Source organism: Paenibacillus sp. J22P15 (assembly GCF_056269345.1).
Genome location: NZ_JBWDNT010000011.1, coordinates 75098 through 93869 on the forward strand (window position 1 = coordinate 75098; position 18772 = coordinate 93869).

General features: G+C 41.6%; 9 protein-coding genes and 2 pseudogenes. 8 read left to right on the plus strand and 3 right to left on the minus strand.

Going from position 1 to position 18772, the window contains the following annotated elements; all coding sequences use genetic code 11:
- The first annotated feature begins 2 nt into the window (after nt 1–2).
- The 3 genes and pseudogenes from AC0YN6_RS20535 to AC0YN6_RS20545 all read left to right on the plus strand — a co-directional run.
- Nucleotides 3–3506, plus strand: coding sequence for a helicase-related protein (locus AC0YN6_RS20535; protein ID WP_475749113.1), 3504 nt, complete (start codon nt 3–5; stop codon nt 3504–3506).
- Nucleotide 3507: 1 nt separating this feature from the next.
- Complete coding sequence (gene drmB / locus AC0YN6_RS20540; protein WP_475749114.1) at nt 3508–5391, plus strand: DrmB family protein; 1884 nt, start codon at nt 3508–3510, stop codon at nt 5389–5391.
- A gap of 316 nt (nt 5392–5707) precedes the next feature.
- Nucleotides 5708–5797 (plus strand): annotated as a pseudogene (locus AC0YN6_RS20545) (recombinase family protein); the annotation flags it as partial.
- 339 nt (nt 5798–6136) lie between these two features.
- On the opposite strand, the gene AC0YN6_RS20550 reads toward AC0YN6_RS20545, so the two are convergent.
- The 3 genes from AC0YN6_RS20550 to AC0YN6_RS20560 form a co-directional block, all read right to left on the minus strand.
- Entirely contained in the window at nt 6137–6439 is a 303-nt protein-coding gene (locus AC0YN6_RS20550; protein ID WP_475749116.1) for a type II toxin-antitoxin system VapC family toxin, read from the minus strand.
- Nucleotides 6440–6605: 166 nt separating this feature from the next.
- Nucleotides 6606–7280: a phytanoyl-CoA dioxygenase family protein gene (locus AC0YN6_RS20555; protein ID WP_475749117.1), complete on the minus strand. Its 675-nt coding sequence runs from the start codon at nt 7278–7280 to the stop codon at nt 6606–6608.
- A 19-nt stretch (nt 7281–7299) separates the two neighbouring features.
- Nucleotides 7300–8175, minus strand: a complete 876-nt coding sequence (locus AC0YN6_RS20560) for a helix-turn-helix transcriptional regulator (protein WP_475749118.1) — start codon at nt 8173–8175, stop codon at nt 7300–7302.
- Between the two features lie 435 nt (nt 8176–8610).
- Here AC0YN6_RS20560 and AC0YN6_RS20565 point away from each other — a divergent pair, with 435 nt between their 5' ends.
- The 5 genes and pseudogenes from AC0YN6_RS20565 to AC0YN6_RS20585 all read left to right on the plus strand — a co-directional run bounded on the left by AC0YN6_RS20565 (nt 8611) and on the right by AC0YN6_RS20585 (nt 18772).
- The gene (locus AC0YN6_RS20565) at nt 8611–8817 is read left to right on the plus strand and encodes a hypothetical protein (protein ID WP_475749119.1); all 207 of its coding nucleotides are present in this window, start codon (nt 8611–8613) and stop codon (nt 8815–8817) included.
- A 382-nt stretch (nt 8818–9199) separates the two neighbouring features.
- Nucleotides 9200–9715: pseudogene (locus AC0YN6_RS20570) on the plus strand (ATP-binding protein); the annotation flags it as partial.
- Between the two features lie 639 nt (nt 9716–10354).
- Entirely contained in the window at nt 10355–12709 is a 2355-nt protein-coding gene (locus tag AC0YN6_RS20575; RefSeq protein ID WP_475749121.1) for a helix-turn-helix domain-containing protein, read from the plus strand.
- Between the two features lie 489 nt (nt 12710–13198).
- The gene (locus AC0YN6_RS20580; protein WP_475749122.1) at nt 13199–17431 is read left to right on the plus strand and encodes a discoidin domain-containing protein; all 4233 of its coding nucleotides are present in this window, start codon (nt 13199–13201) and stop codon (nt 17429–17431) included.
- 426 nt (nt 17432–17857) lie between these two features.
- The gene (locus tag AC0YN6_RS20585) at nt 17858–18772 is read left to right on the plus strand and encodes an ABC transporter permease (protein ID WP_475749123.1); all 915 of its coding nucleotides are present in this window, start codon (nt 17858–17860) and stop codon (nt 18770–18772) included.

Sequence of the window (18772 nt, forward strand, 5' to 3'; positions counted from 1 at the left end):
TTATGAAAACTGAATTACAGAAAAACATGGACAACAGGGATTTACTTTATGATGCGTTGAGACGGGAATTTATCGGCCCATCAGTAGCAACCAATAGCACACCGATTAGTTGCCAGACTGGTATATTATTGCAAAATAAACAGGATCTTTACAAGCCGTATAAAAGCAAGGAGACTGGAGAAGAAATCTTACATGAACAACCTACTAGACGATACGGGGCAGCTGTACTTTACCCTAACGGAATTGGTCGGGATGAAAATGAAGATCACCAGGTAGATCCAATGGCAGATTTGGATGCTGTAGAACTTGTAAACAGTAAGGAACTTGAGATAATTGAAACACGTAACAATACTTCTAATAAAGTTGATGAGCAATCGGAACTTGATATTTCTTCTGCTAATGACTATCAACAAAGCAGTATGGCTGTGAGTTTTAGGGCCTACTTTGAACATGGTTCTGAACTCAGAATCTGTGTGAGCGGCGGACGATATTATCCAGTGAAAGTACGGATAAACGGGGATAAAAGGGATAGAAAATGGTGGGTCCGTTCTCCTGTTAATTTTAAAGTAACATGTGCAGCTGAACAGTTAAATGCAGAAGGTCAGGTTTTGACCACAGGACATATCATCGAAGCCACCAATACGGATGGGTTAAATCTTCAGTTGCAAATACTCTCAAGACCAATTCAAGATGGAAGCCGTCTAGTAACTGTCTGCTTGGTTAACCGCTCAGATTGTGAGGGTAACATAGCGATTGATAGTGTTTGTTTTTACCAATCACAATTTACAGTAAACGTTTTTCATCCAGAGAAGCCAAATGAAACTATTGAAATCCTGCCGTATCCTGAAGTAGTAGATTCTATGGTAACTGATGAGGAGGAACTTTCATTAGCGTTATTATATCGGTCCATGAAAACATATGCTATAGGACATGGTTGCTCAGCAGATTGGGATGTATCAGGAGATAAAGTTGGAAGCGTACGTACTGAGTTTCTCCCCTCCTATGAGACAAAAAGTATGACACCCGATATAAAACGTGAGGATGGTTCCGATATCGAAGTTTCCATGAGGACTCTAGCAGGTTTCGACTCTACAAGTAAATTTGGTTTTAGAGAATTGGAGGAAATAATATCCTTGTATAGGGAATGGATTGAGAAGAAACGAAAAACTATACCAGGGTTGGATAAACATCTACATGAAGTAGCGGAAAGAAACTTGCGTCTTTGTTGTGAATGCGGGGATAGGATGGAACAAGGACTCGAGTACCTTAAAAATAATTCGGAGGCATTTAGGGCTTTTCAGTTGGCCAATCACGCCATGCTGCTTCAGCAGAAAACTGGTACAGATGTCCGGGAATCAGAAGTTACCGAAAGTGGTATTCTTTTTAGTAGACCTTACAAGAACCCTGACATCATTGACACAGACAAGGGTAAATGGCGTGCATTTCAAATTGCATTTATTCTGATGTCAATTGAACCCACTGCTAATTTCTTTTCCGATGAGCGCGAAACTGTCGAACTGATTTTTTTTCCGACAGGTGGGGGTAAAACAGAAGCATATCTAGGATTAGCAGCATTCTCCATGTTCTTACGCCGATTGAGAGACCCTTATGATACAGGTGTCCAAGTACTCATGCGATATACATTGCGGTTGCTAACTGCAGACCAATTTCAAAGAGCATCGAGACTCATTTGTTCTATGGATTATATCCGAAAGTTAAATGAGAATGATCTGGGGAAGGCTTCATTTTCGATAGGCATATGGTTGGGATCGGATACAACTCCCAATACGCACAAAAGTGCATTGGTTGATTTAAAAGCATTGAAAAATGGAACCAGCGAAGATAATCCGTTCCTGGTTCGTTCTTGCCCTTGGTGTGGAGCACAAATGGGGAAAATACCGGATAATCGGAAAATTGAAAACGGACGGAAAAACGAACGAGGTAAGAAAAAAAGCATGCAATACAGTATTAATGGCTATAAAGTATCTGCAGGCCAAGTGGTCATTCACTGTCCGGACCGTGATTGTTTCTTCAATAAAGAACTTCCTGTCTATGTAGTGGATGAAGATATTTACTCAAAAAGGCCAACTTTGGTAATTGGTACAGTCGATAAATTTGCATTGCTTGCTTGGAATTCCAAGCCTCGTACCATGTTTGGTATTGGCACGGATGGGGAGCGTTTTTGTTCTCCACCAGGATTAATTATACAAGACGAACTACATTTAATTTCAGGTCCACTGGGATCAATGACTGGTTTGTTCGAAGTATTAGTGGAAGAATTGTGTACAGATTATCGTGCAACAGCACCAGTCCGTCCTAAAATTGTCTGTTCTACTGCAACCATACGAAGTTTTGAAAAACAAGTCAAGGATGTTTACGCTAGAGAGAAAACACGACTTTTTCCAACTCCCGGACTTGAAGCAGACGATTCTTTTTTTGCTCAAAATGCTACCGATAATAACGGCAATCTGATGCCGGGGAGAAAGTATGTTGGAATTAATACACCAGGTTTGGGATCCATGCAAACACTACAAGTAAGATCTCTAACTGCACTACTGCAAGGGCCCATTGAAATGGAAGAGAAGGAACGGGATCCATGGTGGACTTTGTTGGTTTTCTTTAATAGTCTACGGGAACTGGGTACGACTGTCACGTTATTACAGTCAGATATTCCCAACCATCTTAAAGTAATTAAGAATAGAGAAGATATCGGTTATGACAAATTGCGTCGATTGAACAGGATTAAAGAATTAACATCCCGATTAACCAGCGATGAAGTTTCTGCTGCTATCGGTGAACTGAAAACGAATATGAAGCGTGGCACTGCTATTGATGTTTGCCTTGCTTCCAATATTATTGAGGTAGGTATAGATATTGACCGCCTTTCGTTGATGGCAGTGATAGGTCAGCCGAAGACCACAAGCCAATACATTCAGGTCACCGGTCGTGTAGGTCGTCGTTGGTTTGAACGGCCAGGGCTAGTGGTGACATTATACAGTGCTTCAAAGCCGCGTGATCGTTCACACTATGAAAAATTCAGGAGTTATCATGAAAAACTCTATGCTCAAGTAGAACCGACTAGTGTAACGCCGTTTTCACCTGCTGTAATAGACCGCTTACTCCATGCTGTGATGGTAGGATATGTGCGTCAAATGGGCGATGCTGATGAGGTTGACACACCGAGGCCATTGCCAGAGGAGATTTTGAACCAATTAAAAGAAATAGTAACACGGCGTGTAGAACGTACTGATCCCGAGGAATTAGAGAATGTTAAGCGAGTCTTCGAAAAAAGACTTGAGCTCTGGAGAAGACTTAGCCCCGTAGAGTGGTCGGGGAAAGCCGAAAACGGTAATTATCCTCTGTTACGAGTCGCAGGGGAATACGCTGATGAGCGTTCAAGTAGACTATCCTGGGCTACACCAATGTCCTTAAGGAACGTTGATGCCCAATGCCAGGGGGATATTTCAGTGCTATATAAACTTGAGGAATTGGAGGACTTAGAATAATATGGTTTATCCGATACGTAGAGCACAATTGATAGCCCCATTTGGTACGGGAGCAATGTCGATATCGAAGAATGGAATCTCAGCTATTTGTGGTGGGCTTGACCATTGGTACAAGGATAAAAACGGATCATCGGAACGGGTTGATTTATCGCAGTATATAATCAAAGAGTGGCGATTGGAGCGTTTGTTGGGAGTAGACCATTTTCGTCTCCCGCCTGATTTCCGCTATAGAGGTGAGAGTGAGAATAATAAGTTTTTAAATGTACCGTTTTTAAGATTTCCACAGTGGCATTATTGCACATTCTGCGGGGATATGAAGAAGACGGAACTGACAACGAAATCCAGAGAAAAATGCACTTCATGTGAAGCTAAGAATATAAAAAAGTTTATGGTACAAGTACCTTTTATAGCGATATGTGAAAACGGCCATATACAGGATTTCCCATGGAGGGAATGGGTACATCGTTCGGCAAACCCATCTTGTACTGCAACAATGAAGTTGATAAGTACCGGTGGAGGTGCTTTGACAACTATGCAAGTTAAGTGCGGTTGTGGAGTGGAACCCCGTATGCTCAATAAAATAACAACTGCACATCCGGACGGCACAACTGATCTTAGTAAAGAGTTAGTTGGTGGAGAGAACGTATTTTATTGTCAAGGGAAAAGTCCTTGGACTGGTACAGAGGAGGGGGAAACATGTGGGTGCCACCTGCGCGGCTCTCTTCGTAGTGCTTCTAATGTTTATTTCGCTCAGGTCCGAAGTGCCATTTATATACCGGGTGAAGTAAGCAAACAAATCAATAGGTTGATTGAACTGTTCCAAACCCCCCAATATGAGCGTATTTTGAATCTCTCCAAGCGGGGTAACTTAAATGAAGATGAAACAGTAGATGAACTTCGTGCACAATTTCGGAATGAGTTGGAATCGTATTCTGATACAGAGATAAAGCGTACACTTTTAAGTATAGAACAACGTGAGACTTTAGAAATTGAGGAGAATGAAGAGTCTAGCGGTGCAGAATTGGAAAGAGTACTACGTTTAGAGGAATACAGCGTATTAAGCGAACCTTCTGATCAAGATGAACTTAAAATCCGGCGCATTCCACTTGAAAAATATAACGGCAGTCTGTTTGATATGGAGAAGTATTTTTCCGAGGTGTTTCTGGTGGAAAAATTAAAAGAAACCCGGGTGCTTGCTGGGTTTAACCGGGTTTTTAACGATCGGCCAGCAGACTTTCAACAATTGAAACACCAAATGTGGCGTAATGTACCAGATGCTTCAGATGATTGGTTACCCGCATACGTTGTTTATGGAGAAGGAATTTTTTTGAAATTCAATCCAGCTCAATTACAACGGTGGGAGGAACAAGACGGTGTGATTTCTAGAATTGAACCGTTGGCGGAACGTTACAGACATTTACTTGTCAATCGGCGTACCCGGGAAAAACAAATTTCGCCAAGGTTTGTTATGGCTCATACTTTTGCTCATCTTCTCATGAATCAGCTTACCTTTGAATGTGGATATAGTTCTTCTTCATTAAGAGAGCGATTGTATATATCCGATGACGAGTCACGTCCTATGTATGGAATACTGATTTATACAGCAGCTGGTGATTCTGACGGAACTATGGGTGGACTGGTCCGAATGGGTAAACCGGGCTATTTAGAGCAAGTTATCCGAAAATCATTAATAAATGCGGGCTGGTGTTCTTCGGATCCAATTTGTTCCGAAATTGGTGCACAAGGTCCTGATTCTTGTAACTTGGCCGCTTGTCATAGTTGTTCACTTGTACCAGAAACAGCTTGTGAGGAATTTAACCGATTTTTGGATAGAGGTCTGACGGTTGGTTTGCCGGAAGTTCAGCAGATTGCATATTTTTCATAAGATACTGCTTATATTCAAATGAAGTAGTGAAACAAGCAGGGGCATCTATCGATTGTCCAAAAAAACAACGAAAATCAGGCCACCTGAACTTTTATGAATAAACCCAACACCAAATCATAATAGTGTTGGGTTTGTTCGTATGCTGTAATGATGTGCACTACACCGACTGTCCATATAACGATCGTTTTTTAGACTCTGTAAACATCAGCTTAAAATACCCAAAACTTATCATTGTTTCAGTCTATTAAATCGTCTATTATTCAAGGTGTATTAAATATACTAATCGAAGGTTTAATAGACAAAAGGGGATTGGGAAATGGCCGAAATTGGATATGCACGTGTTTCGACTTTCGATCAGTCCATGGATTTACAAATCGATTCTTTGAAGGCTTCAGGATGTGAGCGTAAATGATTTAACAACTAAAAAAATGGATCGCCGGAATTTTCGGGAAGAAGCTGCTTGTGCCAGTAGAGAGCTTGTTGATTCGTTGTAATAGCATTGTTTGATAGCCGATCCTTAAAAGGGGATCGGCTATTTTCAATACATAAGATTAGTTATGTACTGAAAAAACTGGCGTGAAAGTAGGAGGAGATCGTGTCTCTTTTGAAAGTGGGCGAACGAACTGCTCCTTTTTTTACAGACGCAAACTGACGGACGAGATTCCAGAGTCCGGTATTTGACTGAGGCGACCACTGCGTGCGGATCAGGAACCTGCTAGCTTTTGTCTTTCATTTATAATTGATCCTAACTTCTACAAGATATTTCTTCCACTTGTTCCAGTCGAAAATCATTTGTAACAAAAACATCCGCTTGTGCAATGATGGCGGATGCGATCACAAGTGCATCCGGTATTTTCATTCCGTATTTTCCTCTCAGAAAGGCGGCCCGTTCAGCAACCGCATTGTCAACGGACACAACCGAAGGATTTTGGAAATGAGTGAAAAGCAGCTTGTACTGCTTCTCTAAAGCCAGGTTCCCATCCCGAATCGGTTTCACGAGGATCTCGGTCCATGACAAGATATTAGCTGGTTTTTTTTCACCGGTCAAAAAGATGAAAACTACGACACTTTCAACTTAATAGGTATTCGCTGATCCATATTGAGGTTCCGTATGGATTGACATGATGATAAGGTGTTAATCCCCTAAATTCTTGGTGTTTCATGTAAGCGAGCCGACTGCGATGCAGCCGGCTCGTTGTTCTTTATCTTTCTATTCAAGTGCTCACCTCGAAGGCCGCCTGTGCCCAGCCGTACTCGGGATCTTCTTGCGTGCCGTCCTTGTAAGTGGAAATCAATGCCCACCGGTCGTTGCCCGATACGTTCCGGTAGGAGGCGTGAAACAACAAATCGTGAAAAATGATTGCATCGCCCCGGGAAGCCCGCAAGTCGACCGCCTGTGACTCCTCCACCTCATTCTTGCCAAGGCGATTGCCGAAGCCCAGGCCGTCCGAAGCGTCTCCTCCGTGCCGCACCGCTCCAAGCAAATGCGAACCGGGCACCACTCTCAGACAGCCGTTCTCCGGGGTGGCGTCATCCAGGGCGATCCACACCGAAAATTTGTGGCTTCCTTTCCAATATGGATAGTCCTGATGCCACGGTGAACCGAAATCGGTTGCCGCGTTTTTGAACACGAGCTTGTCACTCAGAAAGATGATATTATCGCCGATGATTTCCTGGAGCGCCGCGACCAACCCGGGTTGCGCGGCAGCTTTCTTGAATACGGGGCTTGCCACCGACAGCCCGACATAGACGCCCTCCTTGCCGACACCGTTTCTTTCCAAGATGGCGCGGGCTTCTTTCTTTAACAATCCAACTTCCTCATGAGAAAAAAGTCGTTCCAGCACGGCGTAGCCGCGCTGCGCGAACTGCTCCTTTACCGCCACAGCCATTGTCGAGGCCCTCCTATAATCAAGCTTTGTCCTTATCGTTTCGGTCTTTCACGGAAAGGAGAACGAGTGAAGCATTGTCCGCCGCCCGGCCATTCCAATCGCCGCTGCGGATATTTGTTGGCGGCATGCCTTTGTACGTTTTGACCATGCGGGCAAAGTGGTACGATGTCTTGAAGCCGCATCGCTGTGCGATCTCTCCGACCGCAAGACCGGTCGTACGCAGCAGTTCGATACCCCGATCGACACGATAACGCGATAAATATTGCATGGGGGGCATGGCTTCATGCTTCCGGAACAACCGGATGAGATGGCCCGGGGAGACGTTTGCTTTGGCCGCCAGGTCAGCCAGCGTCAGTTCCTCGCGATAGCGCTCCCGAATTAGCGATTTGACGAGGGGAATGACCGGAGGAACGGAAGAAAGGGCCGCACCGCTACGACATTCGGCGGCATACAGGCGGAATGCCCCGAGAGCCAGCGTATTGCGTACGGCGTCCCCGCCCTCGATATCCTGCTTCTGCAGGCCGACCAGAACGTCGATCAGCTGGTTCATGTGCTCCGATATCGGCAACACACGAGGCAACTGCTCCAATTCTTCCAGCACCTTCGGTTCGATCCGGTACGTGAAGACGGTAATCCACCGATGCCACGTTCCCACATCCTCGTCGAAAGCGATATAGACCCGATGACCCGGCAAGAAAAGCAGAAGATTGCCGGGCTGAATCTGTATTACGGTGTCGTCGATATCGACGTGCATCGAGCCGTCATGCAGCAGCACAAGCTGCAGCTCGCTCTGCATGCGTGGCCCGTAGGTGCGGCCCGGCATATTCACGATCGTCCCCGCAAAACATTCCAGCGATTCAAAAACCGGAAGATTGTCTCCGACGGTTGCCAACATTTCTCAACACCTCCATTGTTCCCGACTTCCGTACTATAATGGTAACGCAATCCGGCCAGGTTGAAAATGCACAGAAACCGCCTCTTTGTGTCTGATATGATCATCGGGGCCGAATTCGCACTCGTTAATTGAATAGTCTGCGAGAGTACAACGACATAAAAATCCCGTAAAAAAACCTTGAATATATAAAGGCTTTTTTTATTAGAACGGATTTTCTTGTCGTTTTTTTTTGACATAAAAATACCGCTAAATTGGACTGGCGACAAATGAGTCACGTTATAAAGAACAATATAGTTTAATTTATTGAGGTATTGAACACTTACTAAGAATACTTGGGAGGTAAATGAAAAGTATACAACACCTTTAATAAAACAGCGTCACGGTCGTTATGGTAATAATCATTGGATAGCTTACAGTCCAAAGTTAAAGAGGGATGTGAATTTATTTAGCGATTTTGAATTTGATCACTGGGTTTTAATTGAAACCGATCCAACGGTTGAAGTTTTTTGTGAGCAGCCAGAGATAGCAACAATTGAAGGAGAAAAAGATACTTCTATTTTTGATATGTGGATTAGAAAAACTGATGGTACAGAGGTCTTTTTTGAAATTAAATATGATAGTGATCTTAATGAGAAGGGGTAGTAAAACAAATAAACATACAAAAAAAATGGTGTGATTTACATGGTAAAGAGCATCAAGTTCAGACAGATAAAGAAATTAGATAAAATGAAATTTATCTGGAGAACTTAAAAGATATACTTCCATATGTACTGAATAACAGTACCATTGTTGAAATTGATCGATATAAAGTCATTTCTCAGAGTATCAACGGAAGAAAAACAGTAAAAGAATTGAATCAAATACTAAATGTAGGTTTACCGCGGTTATATGAGGCAATTTGTTGCATGATCTATTCTGGTGATATAAAAGCAAATTTGTTGAATGGATCGAAGATAGATCGCCTCGTGGAGTTATATATGGACGCCAATGACGCGGAAAGAGTCAGGCTGTTAGCTATTTCTGCGAAAGAGTTCAGATGAAATATGGAAATAACTTACCTGTTTTTCATATACCAGCTAAGCATAAATATACTGCAAATGAAGAGGCTTTTGATGAGTGGTTATTAGAGGGGGTTGGTCACGCTTTTACATTCAGCGGTAAGAAAAATCAAAAGTTCGATCGACTTGCCAGGTACTTGCTAGAAAAGGGGGAGAGTTCAAAGTACAAAATGATAGTTATGTTTCTTGATGAAGCACAAGCTCTGCTTGAAGCTCACTATAATTGGCTTATTGACCTGTATAATTGGCTACAACAATATCAAATCAAATTAACAGTTTTGTTAGTAGGCCAGCCAGAACTTAAAACAAATAAGTCTCTATACGTGGCAGATGGAATGCATCAAATAGTTGGTAGATTTATGATTAAGGAGCATGAATTATTTGGTGCAAGAAATATAACGGATTTAGCAGTCTGCCTAAAAGGTTACGATATGATTGATTATCCAGAAAACAGCGGATGGGGAAAAGAATTATTGGATTGATGTTGATAATTGGGCGAAGTGTGTTAAAAGATCAGGATATGTTGATTCGGAACTTTCTTTTATTGTTTCCAATTAATGAAAATCTTGAAGCTAGAGTTTTACAAACTCTGAATAGACTGCTTGGCTCGCTGCGAATAAATAATCACTAGAATGATTTCCTTCGTTTTGATAGCTTTATTGTTTGATCAGCGAGCAGCCGATTAATTTGTTCGGTTTCTTTTTTATAATTAACCTTTTTTGAAATAAATTGAAGAGGTTTATAAAGAAATTATCGTTTTCTATATTTTTTGTTGTTTCTTTTTCAAAGTATGAGAGCGTATAATCATTCCTATTAATATGTTTGAATGCGGCAGATAATATTTAATCGTTCTGTATCTTCGGTCACGTTGAAATATATAGGAGTTAGCTCTTAATCATTCGAAATTTCAGAGATTAAATGAAAACGCTTAATCAACATCCGTTTTGAAAGGGATGGCAAATGTTTAAATCCAGAATCATTCAATCCAAACTGTGTTTTCATTTCTATTCATTTTGAAAGTTATTGCTGGAACGATATGATTGCACATGATAGAATACAGTTGAAAATGATAGTAGTTGAATTATGGGCAACGCGAATAGACAAAGGGGCAAAGCGCTATCATGAAGAACTTTTTTAGATCAGGTAAATACTTTATCAGAATTTATTTATGGACTGTCTTGGCTCTTCTAAGTTTATTGGTACTCTTCTCTACGATTATTTACTTGAATGTCGAGAAATCGGTGGTCCGAAATAACTATGATCTAAACAAACAGATCTTATCCCAGGTTGCTTATAATGTAGATAACTTCGATCAGACAGTGAAAAACTTGACTAACTCGATCTATTTTAGCAGTGATACGAAGGCTATTTTAGATATGGATCATATTAGCGACAATTATCGAGAGGCAAGTGTTGCGTTAGAAAACTTAAGAACGACCTATATGAGCAATAACGCATTCATCCATTCCATCATCATCAATAATGGAAAATCAAAGGTCTATGTGTCGACTCACAAGGGGATTTCCAGCAGTGATCCCGGACTTGAGGAAATGTTACATTTTAACCCGGTCGTACCCGTACTTAAGCCGATTTATAGAGAAGTGGAGAGCCTCTATCCGATTGCATCCAAACCAACGGATGATGTATTCACCTATGCGATGTATGATTGGCTCAGCGAGGAAAACAAACCGGATGATAGCATCTATGTGAATATTAAAGCGGATTGGATGCTGGAGAATATCAATCGAATCAATACATCAAATCCAAAATCCAAGAGCAATATTTATTTAATAAACGGCAATGGCGAGAATATTGGCAATCAAAATTATGATGAGGTGACGAAAGCTTCCCTACAGTCGATTTATAGCCATTTCATTAAGAATTCCTTTACAGATTCAGGTATCTCTTTCGATTCTCTCTCCACTGATTTCAATGGGGAAAAAAGCTATGTGTCTTACATTTACTTGAACCGTATTGATTGGGTATTGGTGAAGGTTCAGCCTTATAATGAAGTATTCCAAAATGTAGATCATATTAAATTCTTTATTCTGCTAATTACATTGTTATTCATTGTTCTTGCGTTAATTGCTTCCTTCGCGATCTCTAGAAACATATATATACCAATCGGTAGGCTTGTTAAGCGGATTAATGCGATGGATCGGGTTGAGCGTGATATCAAGCCGTTTGAAGATGAAATCAGCGTTTTAAATCAAATGTATAATAAATATTATGAATATCGAGAGCTATATTATAAAGAAACTCGCTCGAAAGAGCAGTTGCTTAACAACTATTATCTGACAAATCTTCTAGTAGATAGTCATGCGATGACGAAGGACGATGTTTCTAGCGTTATAGAAAGCAACAACATTTTGAGCCTATCCGGCGGGAATCTGGTCGTGTGTGTGATTAGAATCGATCAATACAATCATTTTGTTCTGATGAGCAATAGAGAACAAGAGCTCTTCCGGTTTGCGATTTCTAATATTATGCAGGATACGGTTAAGGCTGAATTTGAAAATGATACAGTAGATATGAAGAAAGACCAGATTGTGCTTATAGTGAATACAGGACAAATTGATCGTGCCGAGGTCATTCCTAAGTTGTCGGGTTGTATTGCGGAAGCTCAGAACATGATCATGAATTATTTTAAGTTGACTGTATCTGTGTCCATTGGCGAAATGGTCGAATCTGCGATTGCTCTGGAAGGCAGCTATCGTATGGCGTTATATAATGCAAACTATCGGCTCCTATTCGGAAGAAATTCCATCATTACAGGAGAAAAAGTTAAAACGAATAACGACAATCAACAAGTGTACTATGCTCAGCAGTGGAATAAAAAGCTGGTTGAAGCGATGAAGTCGGGAAATATCAAAAATGCTGAAAATGTGATTTTAAGCATCCTCGATGAGATCAAAGAGCTGAATTACAACAATATGACGTTGTCAGTCATGCATATAACGACTTTTATATTGAACACGCTTAATGAGATGAACAAATCCAAGCTTCAACCTCAAAATATCGATTACAATGTGTATCATTTTAAGATGATGGAATTCGAAACAATGAAAGAGATTCTGGATGAGTTGATGCAGTTAATTTCCCTTGGCGTAGGGAGTGTTAAGCAATCTAATGTAGAGAAGCATGCCATTATTATTGAGACCGCAAAGGGGATCGTAGAGGAAAGTTATGCGGATCCTGGCCTAAGCTTGCAGCTTATCGCAGAGCATCTGAAAATGTCCTCCACCCATCTGGGCAAAATTTTTAAAGAAAATATGACGTTTTCACTGTCGGAGTATATTAATGGCGTCCGCTTGGAAAAGGCAAGGGAGATGCTGGAGAATTCAAACCTTCCGATCGTGCAGATTATTGAAAAGATTGGCATGGAAAATGAAAGTTATTTCTACAAACTATTTAAGAAAAAGTATGGCGTAACGCCGAAAGAACACGTGCTGAAACAAACAATAACTAAATCCTAAATGTACAGCGCCGCTCATATCCCACTGGGAGTGAGCGGCTTTTATGTGTTTCAAGCCCGATTTACAGCTGAAATACAGTAAAAATTAAATTTTACAGGGCTGCTTTGCAGGATTATTTAAATGCGACAGTTTTTTTTGAAAATGATTAACTTTATGATTCGAACTAGTAAGAGAAATCACTAACCACAAGGAGTGAATTGGAATTGAGATGTTCTACCTTCATCAAAAGCTTCATGAGGTACAGACAACTATTCATTTTATCCCTTCCGGGTAGGACGCAAGCACGAGTGCTGGTGGATTCGGCTTCCGGTAGGAGAGACTTCGAAGGGGCATATCCAATTCACCTATACCAAACTGGGGAAAGTACCGGGCGATAAAGGCAACATCATGTTTATCACTTTCAATTTTATTGCTAAAAATCCGGTGGAGGCCGACATTGAATTAACAGTGATATCTCTAAAATTCTTTTATGCGAAAGGAGTATGGAAATTGGTTAAATTCAAGAAGTACATTGTGTTATCATTAGCTACAATCATGATTGCTACAAATGCTTTACTACCACAGGAAACGAAAGCTGCAAGTCCAAAGGCTAGTGATTCAAGTGAGAAACTAGATACAGAATGGCTGGAGGTAAGTGGAATTCTAGATAGATACCCTGTAACCTATACAAAACTCCCTAGTATTGGTAACACCACAAGCCTTACGCCAGACGGACCTTTAATGGGGAATGGCACTGTACTTGCATTTATGGGTGGAGATAAAAATAAGCAACAAATCTTTATATCTAGATCGGATGCTTGGGAGGATTCTCCTGTAGGCGGCAGAGATCATCACAATACTACTTATGGTAGGATCACATATGAACGGTTGGATACTGGGTCAGGAAGTAATGTATTTAGATATGATCAAAGTATGCAAGATGGAATTGTAAGCGCTGTCTCTGAAAAAGGATTTGAAACGAAAACGTGGCTATCGGCAACACAAAATCTGATCGTTACTGAAATAACGAATACGACGGAAGCAAATATAGAAGTTGGTGTTAGCGCCGTTGCTGCTGATAAATCGTATAGCGGGAGCTCCTTTAATTCAGCAGTTGATAATGATAACCAGCTTATTACAGTAACCAAACACTTGGTTTCAAATAGATACAATGATCACGTTGATATTTCCACAGCCTTAAAGGTGATGGGTAAAAAAGCTGTATTAAGCAAAGTTAGTGATCAAACAAGCATGGCAAGATTCGATTTGGCTGCCGATGAAACGGTAACTGTCATTGCCGCAATTGAGGGTGGGAAAAGCTCCACTACTTCACTAGATGATGCCAAGCAGCATGTATTGTCGATTGGAACCGAAGAGGAATTGCAAAGTATCAAGCAAAAACATTTGGATTGGTGGAAAAACTTCTGGTTAAAGTCCTTCATTAAGCTGGATGATGAATCAGCCTTATTTGAAAGAGTTTATTATGGCCAGTTGTACATGATGGGAGCCTCATTGGATGCTCAGAGCGATAATAACGGCGGAGTATTGGCAGGCAATCAATTTCCTTGGACTGGTAATCCAAACTCAAACTGGCAGGGAGATTATGCAATGAATGCCGATATGCAGCGAGCGCCGAACGCAGCGGTTGTAGCAAATAGGCTTGGATATATAGACAATTACACGAAACTCATTAATGAATTCTGGGAAGTAGGGCGGTTACTTGCGTCCGATCCTAGGGAAATGAATTATATCATTAATAATAGCTCCTGGTATCCTAGATTTACTAAAGGAGTAAGAGGCGTAATATTTCCAACACATATTGCACCTTGGGGGCGTAGAACGGAACATTTCAACAGCAGTTCAGATTACTTTGCTTCGATAGCAAATGCATCATTAGCACTAGTTCCTATGGTGAGATACTGGGAATATTCTGGTGATGATGAATATTTAAAGAATGAATTATATAGCAAACTCGTCGATTTGACGGAATTCTTTGAAGATTACGCATTACTTGATTCAACTACGGATAAGTACATTATTGGCGGGGCTACCGTTGAAGGACATCATCTTCAAAAGAACTCGTTCTTGGATTTGGCATCTGCATACTTTGCATTTGAGAAAGCCATTAAGGCAAGTGAAACGTTAGGAATTGATGAGGCTAAGAGAGTAACATGGCAACAATTCCATAACAAATTATCTCCGTTGCCGACAGCTGTAATACCGGAGGGGAGACCAGGTGCAGGTAAAACAACGTTTGTTGCTGCAGATGGACTTAAGCCCGATGGGCAGCGTTTCCCTATCATTCATACTACCTATTTGTATGATTTGGTAGGAATGGCATCAGATTCTGAGCTATTAGAATATACAAAAAATTATGTTGAATATGTTATTCCTTGGCAATATGACAACGATAAAGAAGATCGTTCTGCTATGATTGCAACCAATGTTGGTTATGACATTAAGAAAATCACTGATTTTTTGTCTAAAGGGATTATAGATCGACCTGTTGGAGATTGGACGGGCATTCGTAACAATAATACAGTAGGCGGTACTGTTCAGTCATCCTTGCTTTATAATAATATCACGCATTCTCTATTGCAGAGCAATCAGGATTTTATCCATGTTTTTGCGAATTGGCACAAAGATCAAAAGGCAGAATTCACTCGCTTGAGAGCGAAAGGTGGATTTTTGGTAGATGCCAATCAAAATGAGCTTGGTCAAACGACATATGTCAATATATTCAGTGAGAAAGGAAAGGCCCTCTCCGTTCTGAACCCATGGCCGGGACAAGAGGTAGAGGTCTATGAAGACGGCGAACGGATTAGTGCAACGAAGTCTACGAATAATTTAGGCGATGTCTACACGGTGCCTTCCAAAGCGAATTCATTCTATGAATTGAAGCCAACAGGCGGATTGCAAAAAGTGACGCTTGTGAGTATTACACCACTAGCAGCAATCACAGACATAGAGATTGGCACGGCAAAGACGGCAGAAGCGTTTGCTTTGCCTTCCAACCTGCAACTAGTTACAAACCAGAATAAAACGAAAGGAGTAGTTGTATGGGATGTAGCCAACGCAAGCTACGATCCAGTGCGAAAAGAACACCAGAGCTTTACAGTCAATGGTACCGTAACTTTGCCAGAAGGTATTGAGAATCCGAATGCTGTATCCTTGTCAACCAGGATTAAAGTTACTGTAAGTAAAATTCCTCAGTCGCAAATGACAGCAACAGCGACTAGCGAGGAGGCTGGAAAAGATGTGGCATCCAATGCGATTGACGGGAATCCGCAGTCGATATGGCATACGAAGTGGAATAAATCCGATGCGCTCCCGCAATCGATTACCTTAAACCTTGGAGGAGCCTACAACAATATTAATAAGGTTACGGTATTACCAAGGCCAGGTGGCGGCAACGGAAATATTACAGGCTACAATATTTATGTAAGTGCGGATGGAACGACTTTTACCAAGGTTGCAACCGGAAGCTGGGCAAACGACGCTTCGGAGAAAACCGCAACCTTTACTTCGACCAATGCATCGCATGTCAAGGTCGAAGCGACAACGGGCGTCAGTGGGTGGGCGTCGGCTGCGGAAATCAATGTATTTGCTGATCCAGCGGTAGTACCGCCGAAGCTTGTTGGAATCACAGCGCCAGCTGCCGTCAAAGGGTTGGACAACGGAGTGGCGAAGACAGCGAGTGCCTTAGGATTGCCTGCAACAGTAGTACTGGTTACCGATGCAGGAAGTGTGAATGCCGATGTGACATGGAATGTAGGAGAATCAAGCTATGATCCAGCTCTAAAGACGGCACAGACCTTCACTGTAAATGGAACTGTCGCCCTGCCCGAAGATGTGATAAATCCGAACAATGTAGAATTGACAACGAGAATCAACGTGACTGTGCTTCAAGCATCAACGATGTCTCAATCTACTTTGACAGGTGCACATCAAGTCGCTTCTGATCAACCATTCGATGTCACGATGGGATTAAGCAGCGTTACGCAAAGCGTATATCAGCAAATGTATGCGCAAGATTTGACGCTTCATTATGATCCGGCGAATGTGACGTTCGATTCGGTTACATCACTGAAAGACGGATTTAAAATCATTGAACAGAAAGAAATGATGCCGGGACACATTCGAATTGTGGCTGCCAGCGTGGGCGCGAACCAAGGCGTGCAAGCCCAAGGTGATGTATTGGCTTTCACATTTACGGCCAAATCTACTGTCCAAGCAACCGATACGACCATTTCTGTAAGCAATGTTATCATTGCCAACGGAGAGGGGAACGAGTTGCAGGTAGTGGGAGTCTCCCACAAGCTACAAATCAATACCACTGTAGATAAGTCTCTCTTGAATGCAGTGATCGATAGCGCTCAGACTAAGCATGATGTAGCCGTAGAAGGAAACGGGCACGGTCTGTATGCGGTTGGATCCAAAGCGCAATTGCAGTCGATCATCAATGCGGCGAAAGCTACTATTAACGATCTGAATGCTACGCAGCAGCAGGTGGATAGCGCGAAATCCGCACTGGAAGCAGCCATTCAAGTGTTTGAAAGTAAGAAAATCTCTACCGATGTTAATGGTAATGAAGGTATCACGGTTGGAGACTTGGCGATCGTTGCAGCAGCTTACGGTAAGCAAGAAGGTCAGCAAGGCTGGAATGCGAAAGCCGATGTCAATCATGATGGAAAAGTAGATATTGAAGACCTAGCGATCGTAGCCAAGGCGATTTTGCAATAGAACAGGACCGTACATTGTTTACATGATCTAATCAGTTTAAAGAAGTCATTGATTCCAATTTTATGGGATCAATGGCTTCTTTTATACAATAAATCTGAAAAAACGACAATCTTAATGAAAAGCGTTTATTTTATAGACATGTTTCTACAGACTATTCAAGACAGAGTATGGCGTAAAATGCCGAAAGAACACGTGCTGAAACAAACAATAACTAAATCCTAAATGTACAAATCCGCTCATATCCCATTGGGAGTGAGCGGATTTTATGTGTTTAAAGCCTGATTTACAGTTGAAATACAGTAAAAATTAGATTTTACAGGGTTATATTGCAGGATTATTTAAATACGACAGTTTTTTTTTTGAGTGATTCATTCTATGATTCGAATTAGCAAGAGAAATCACATACAACAAGGAGTTGAATTGGAATTGCGAAGTTCTACCTTCATCAAAACCTTCATGAGGCACAGACAACTATTCATTTTATCCCTTCCGGGCGTGCTGTTGTTATTCGTACTCAGCTATATGCCACTTTACGGCATCCTGCTGCCCTTTAAGGATTATAAAATTGATTTAGGTTTCTGGAATAGCCCTTGGGTAGGGTTCGATAACTTTGAATATTTGTTCTCCCAAGATGCATGGCGGATCACCAGAAATACGGTCTTATACAATCTGGCCTTTATTGTTGTCTTACTGATCGTCGCTATAATATTCGCATTAATGCTGAATGAAATGAGACGATCTTCCGTGAAGTTCTATCAGACGGTACTGTTTTTGCCGTACTTTCTATCTTTTACGGTGGTCAGCTACATTTTCTTGGCCCTGTTCGATATGGAGAATGGGTTTGTCAACGTGATCCTTCAATGGTTCGGGAAGGAGGCTGTCCTCTGGTATAACGATGCGAAATATTGGCCTCCGCTACTCGTTTTAACGTATGTATGGAAGAATGCCGGTTATTATACGATCATCTATTTTACGGGTCTCCTTGGCATAAACGAAGAATATTACGAGGCCGCGAGAGTAGACGGCGCAAGCAGATGGCAGCTGATCAAGAGCATCTCTATTCCATTACTGAAGCCGCTGATCATTCTGATGGTGCTCATGCAGGTCGGCAAAATTTTCGTAGGGAACTTCGATATGTTCTACCAGATCCCTCGAGATTCTTCTATGCTCTATGAGACGACAGATGTTATCGATACGTACGTGTTTAGATCATTGAAATCACTCGGCGATATAGGAATGGCTTCAGCTGCAGGCGTATATCAATCGGTTGTTGGTCTCGTATTGGTCCTGATCGTCAACAGACTTATTCGTAAATTCGACTCAGAAAATTCCGTATTTTAA

Coding starts and splice junctions, on each gene's coding strand:
- AC0YN6_RS20535 (WP_475749113.1), top strand. CDS start 3: ATGAAAACTGAATTACAGAAAAACATGGACAACAGGGATTTACTTTAT.
- AC0YN6_RS20560 (WP_475749118.1), bottom strand. CDS start 8,175: ATGTTGGCAACCGTCGGAGACAATCTTCCGGTTTTTGAATCGCTGGAA.
- AC0YN6_RS20575 (WP_475749121.1), top strand. CDS start 10,355: ATGAAGAACTTTTTTAGATCAGGTAAATACTTTATCAGAATTTATTTA.
- AC0YN6_RS20555 (WP_475749117.1), bottom strand. CDS start 7,280: ATGGCTGTGGCGGTAAAGGAGCAGTTCGCGCAGCGCGGCTACGCCGTG.
- drmB (WP_475749114.1), top strand. CDS start 3,508: ATGGTTTATCCGATACGTAGAGCACAATTGATAGCCCCATTTGGTACG.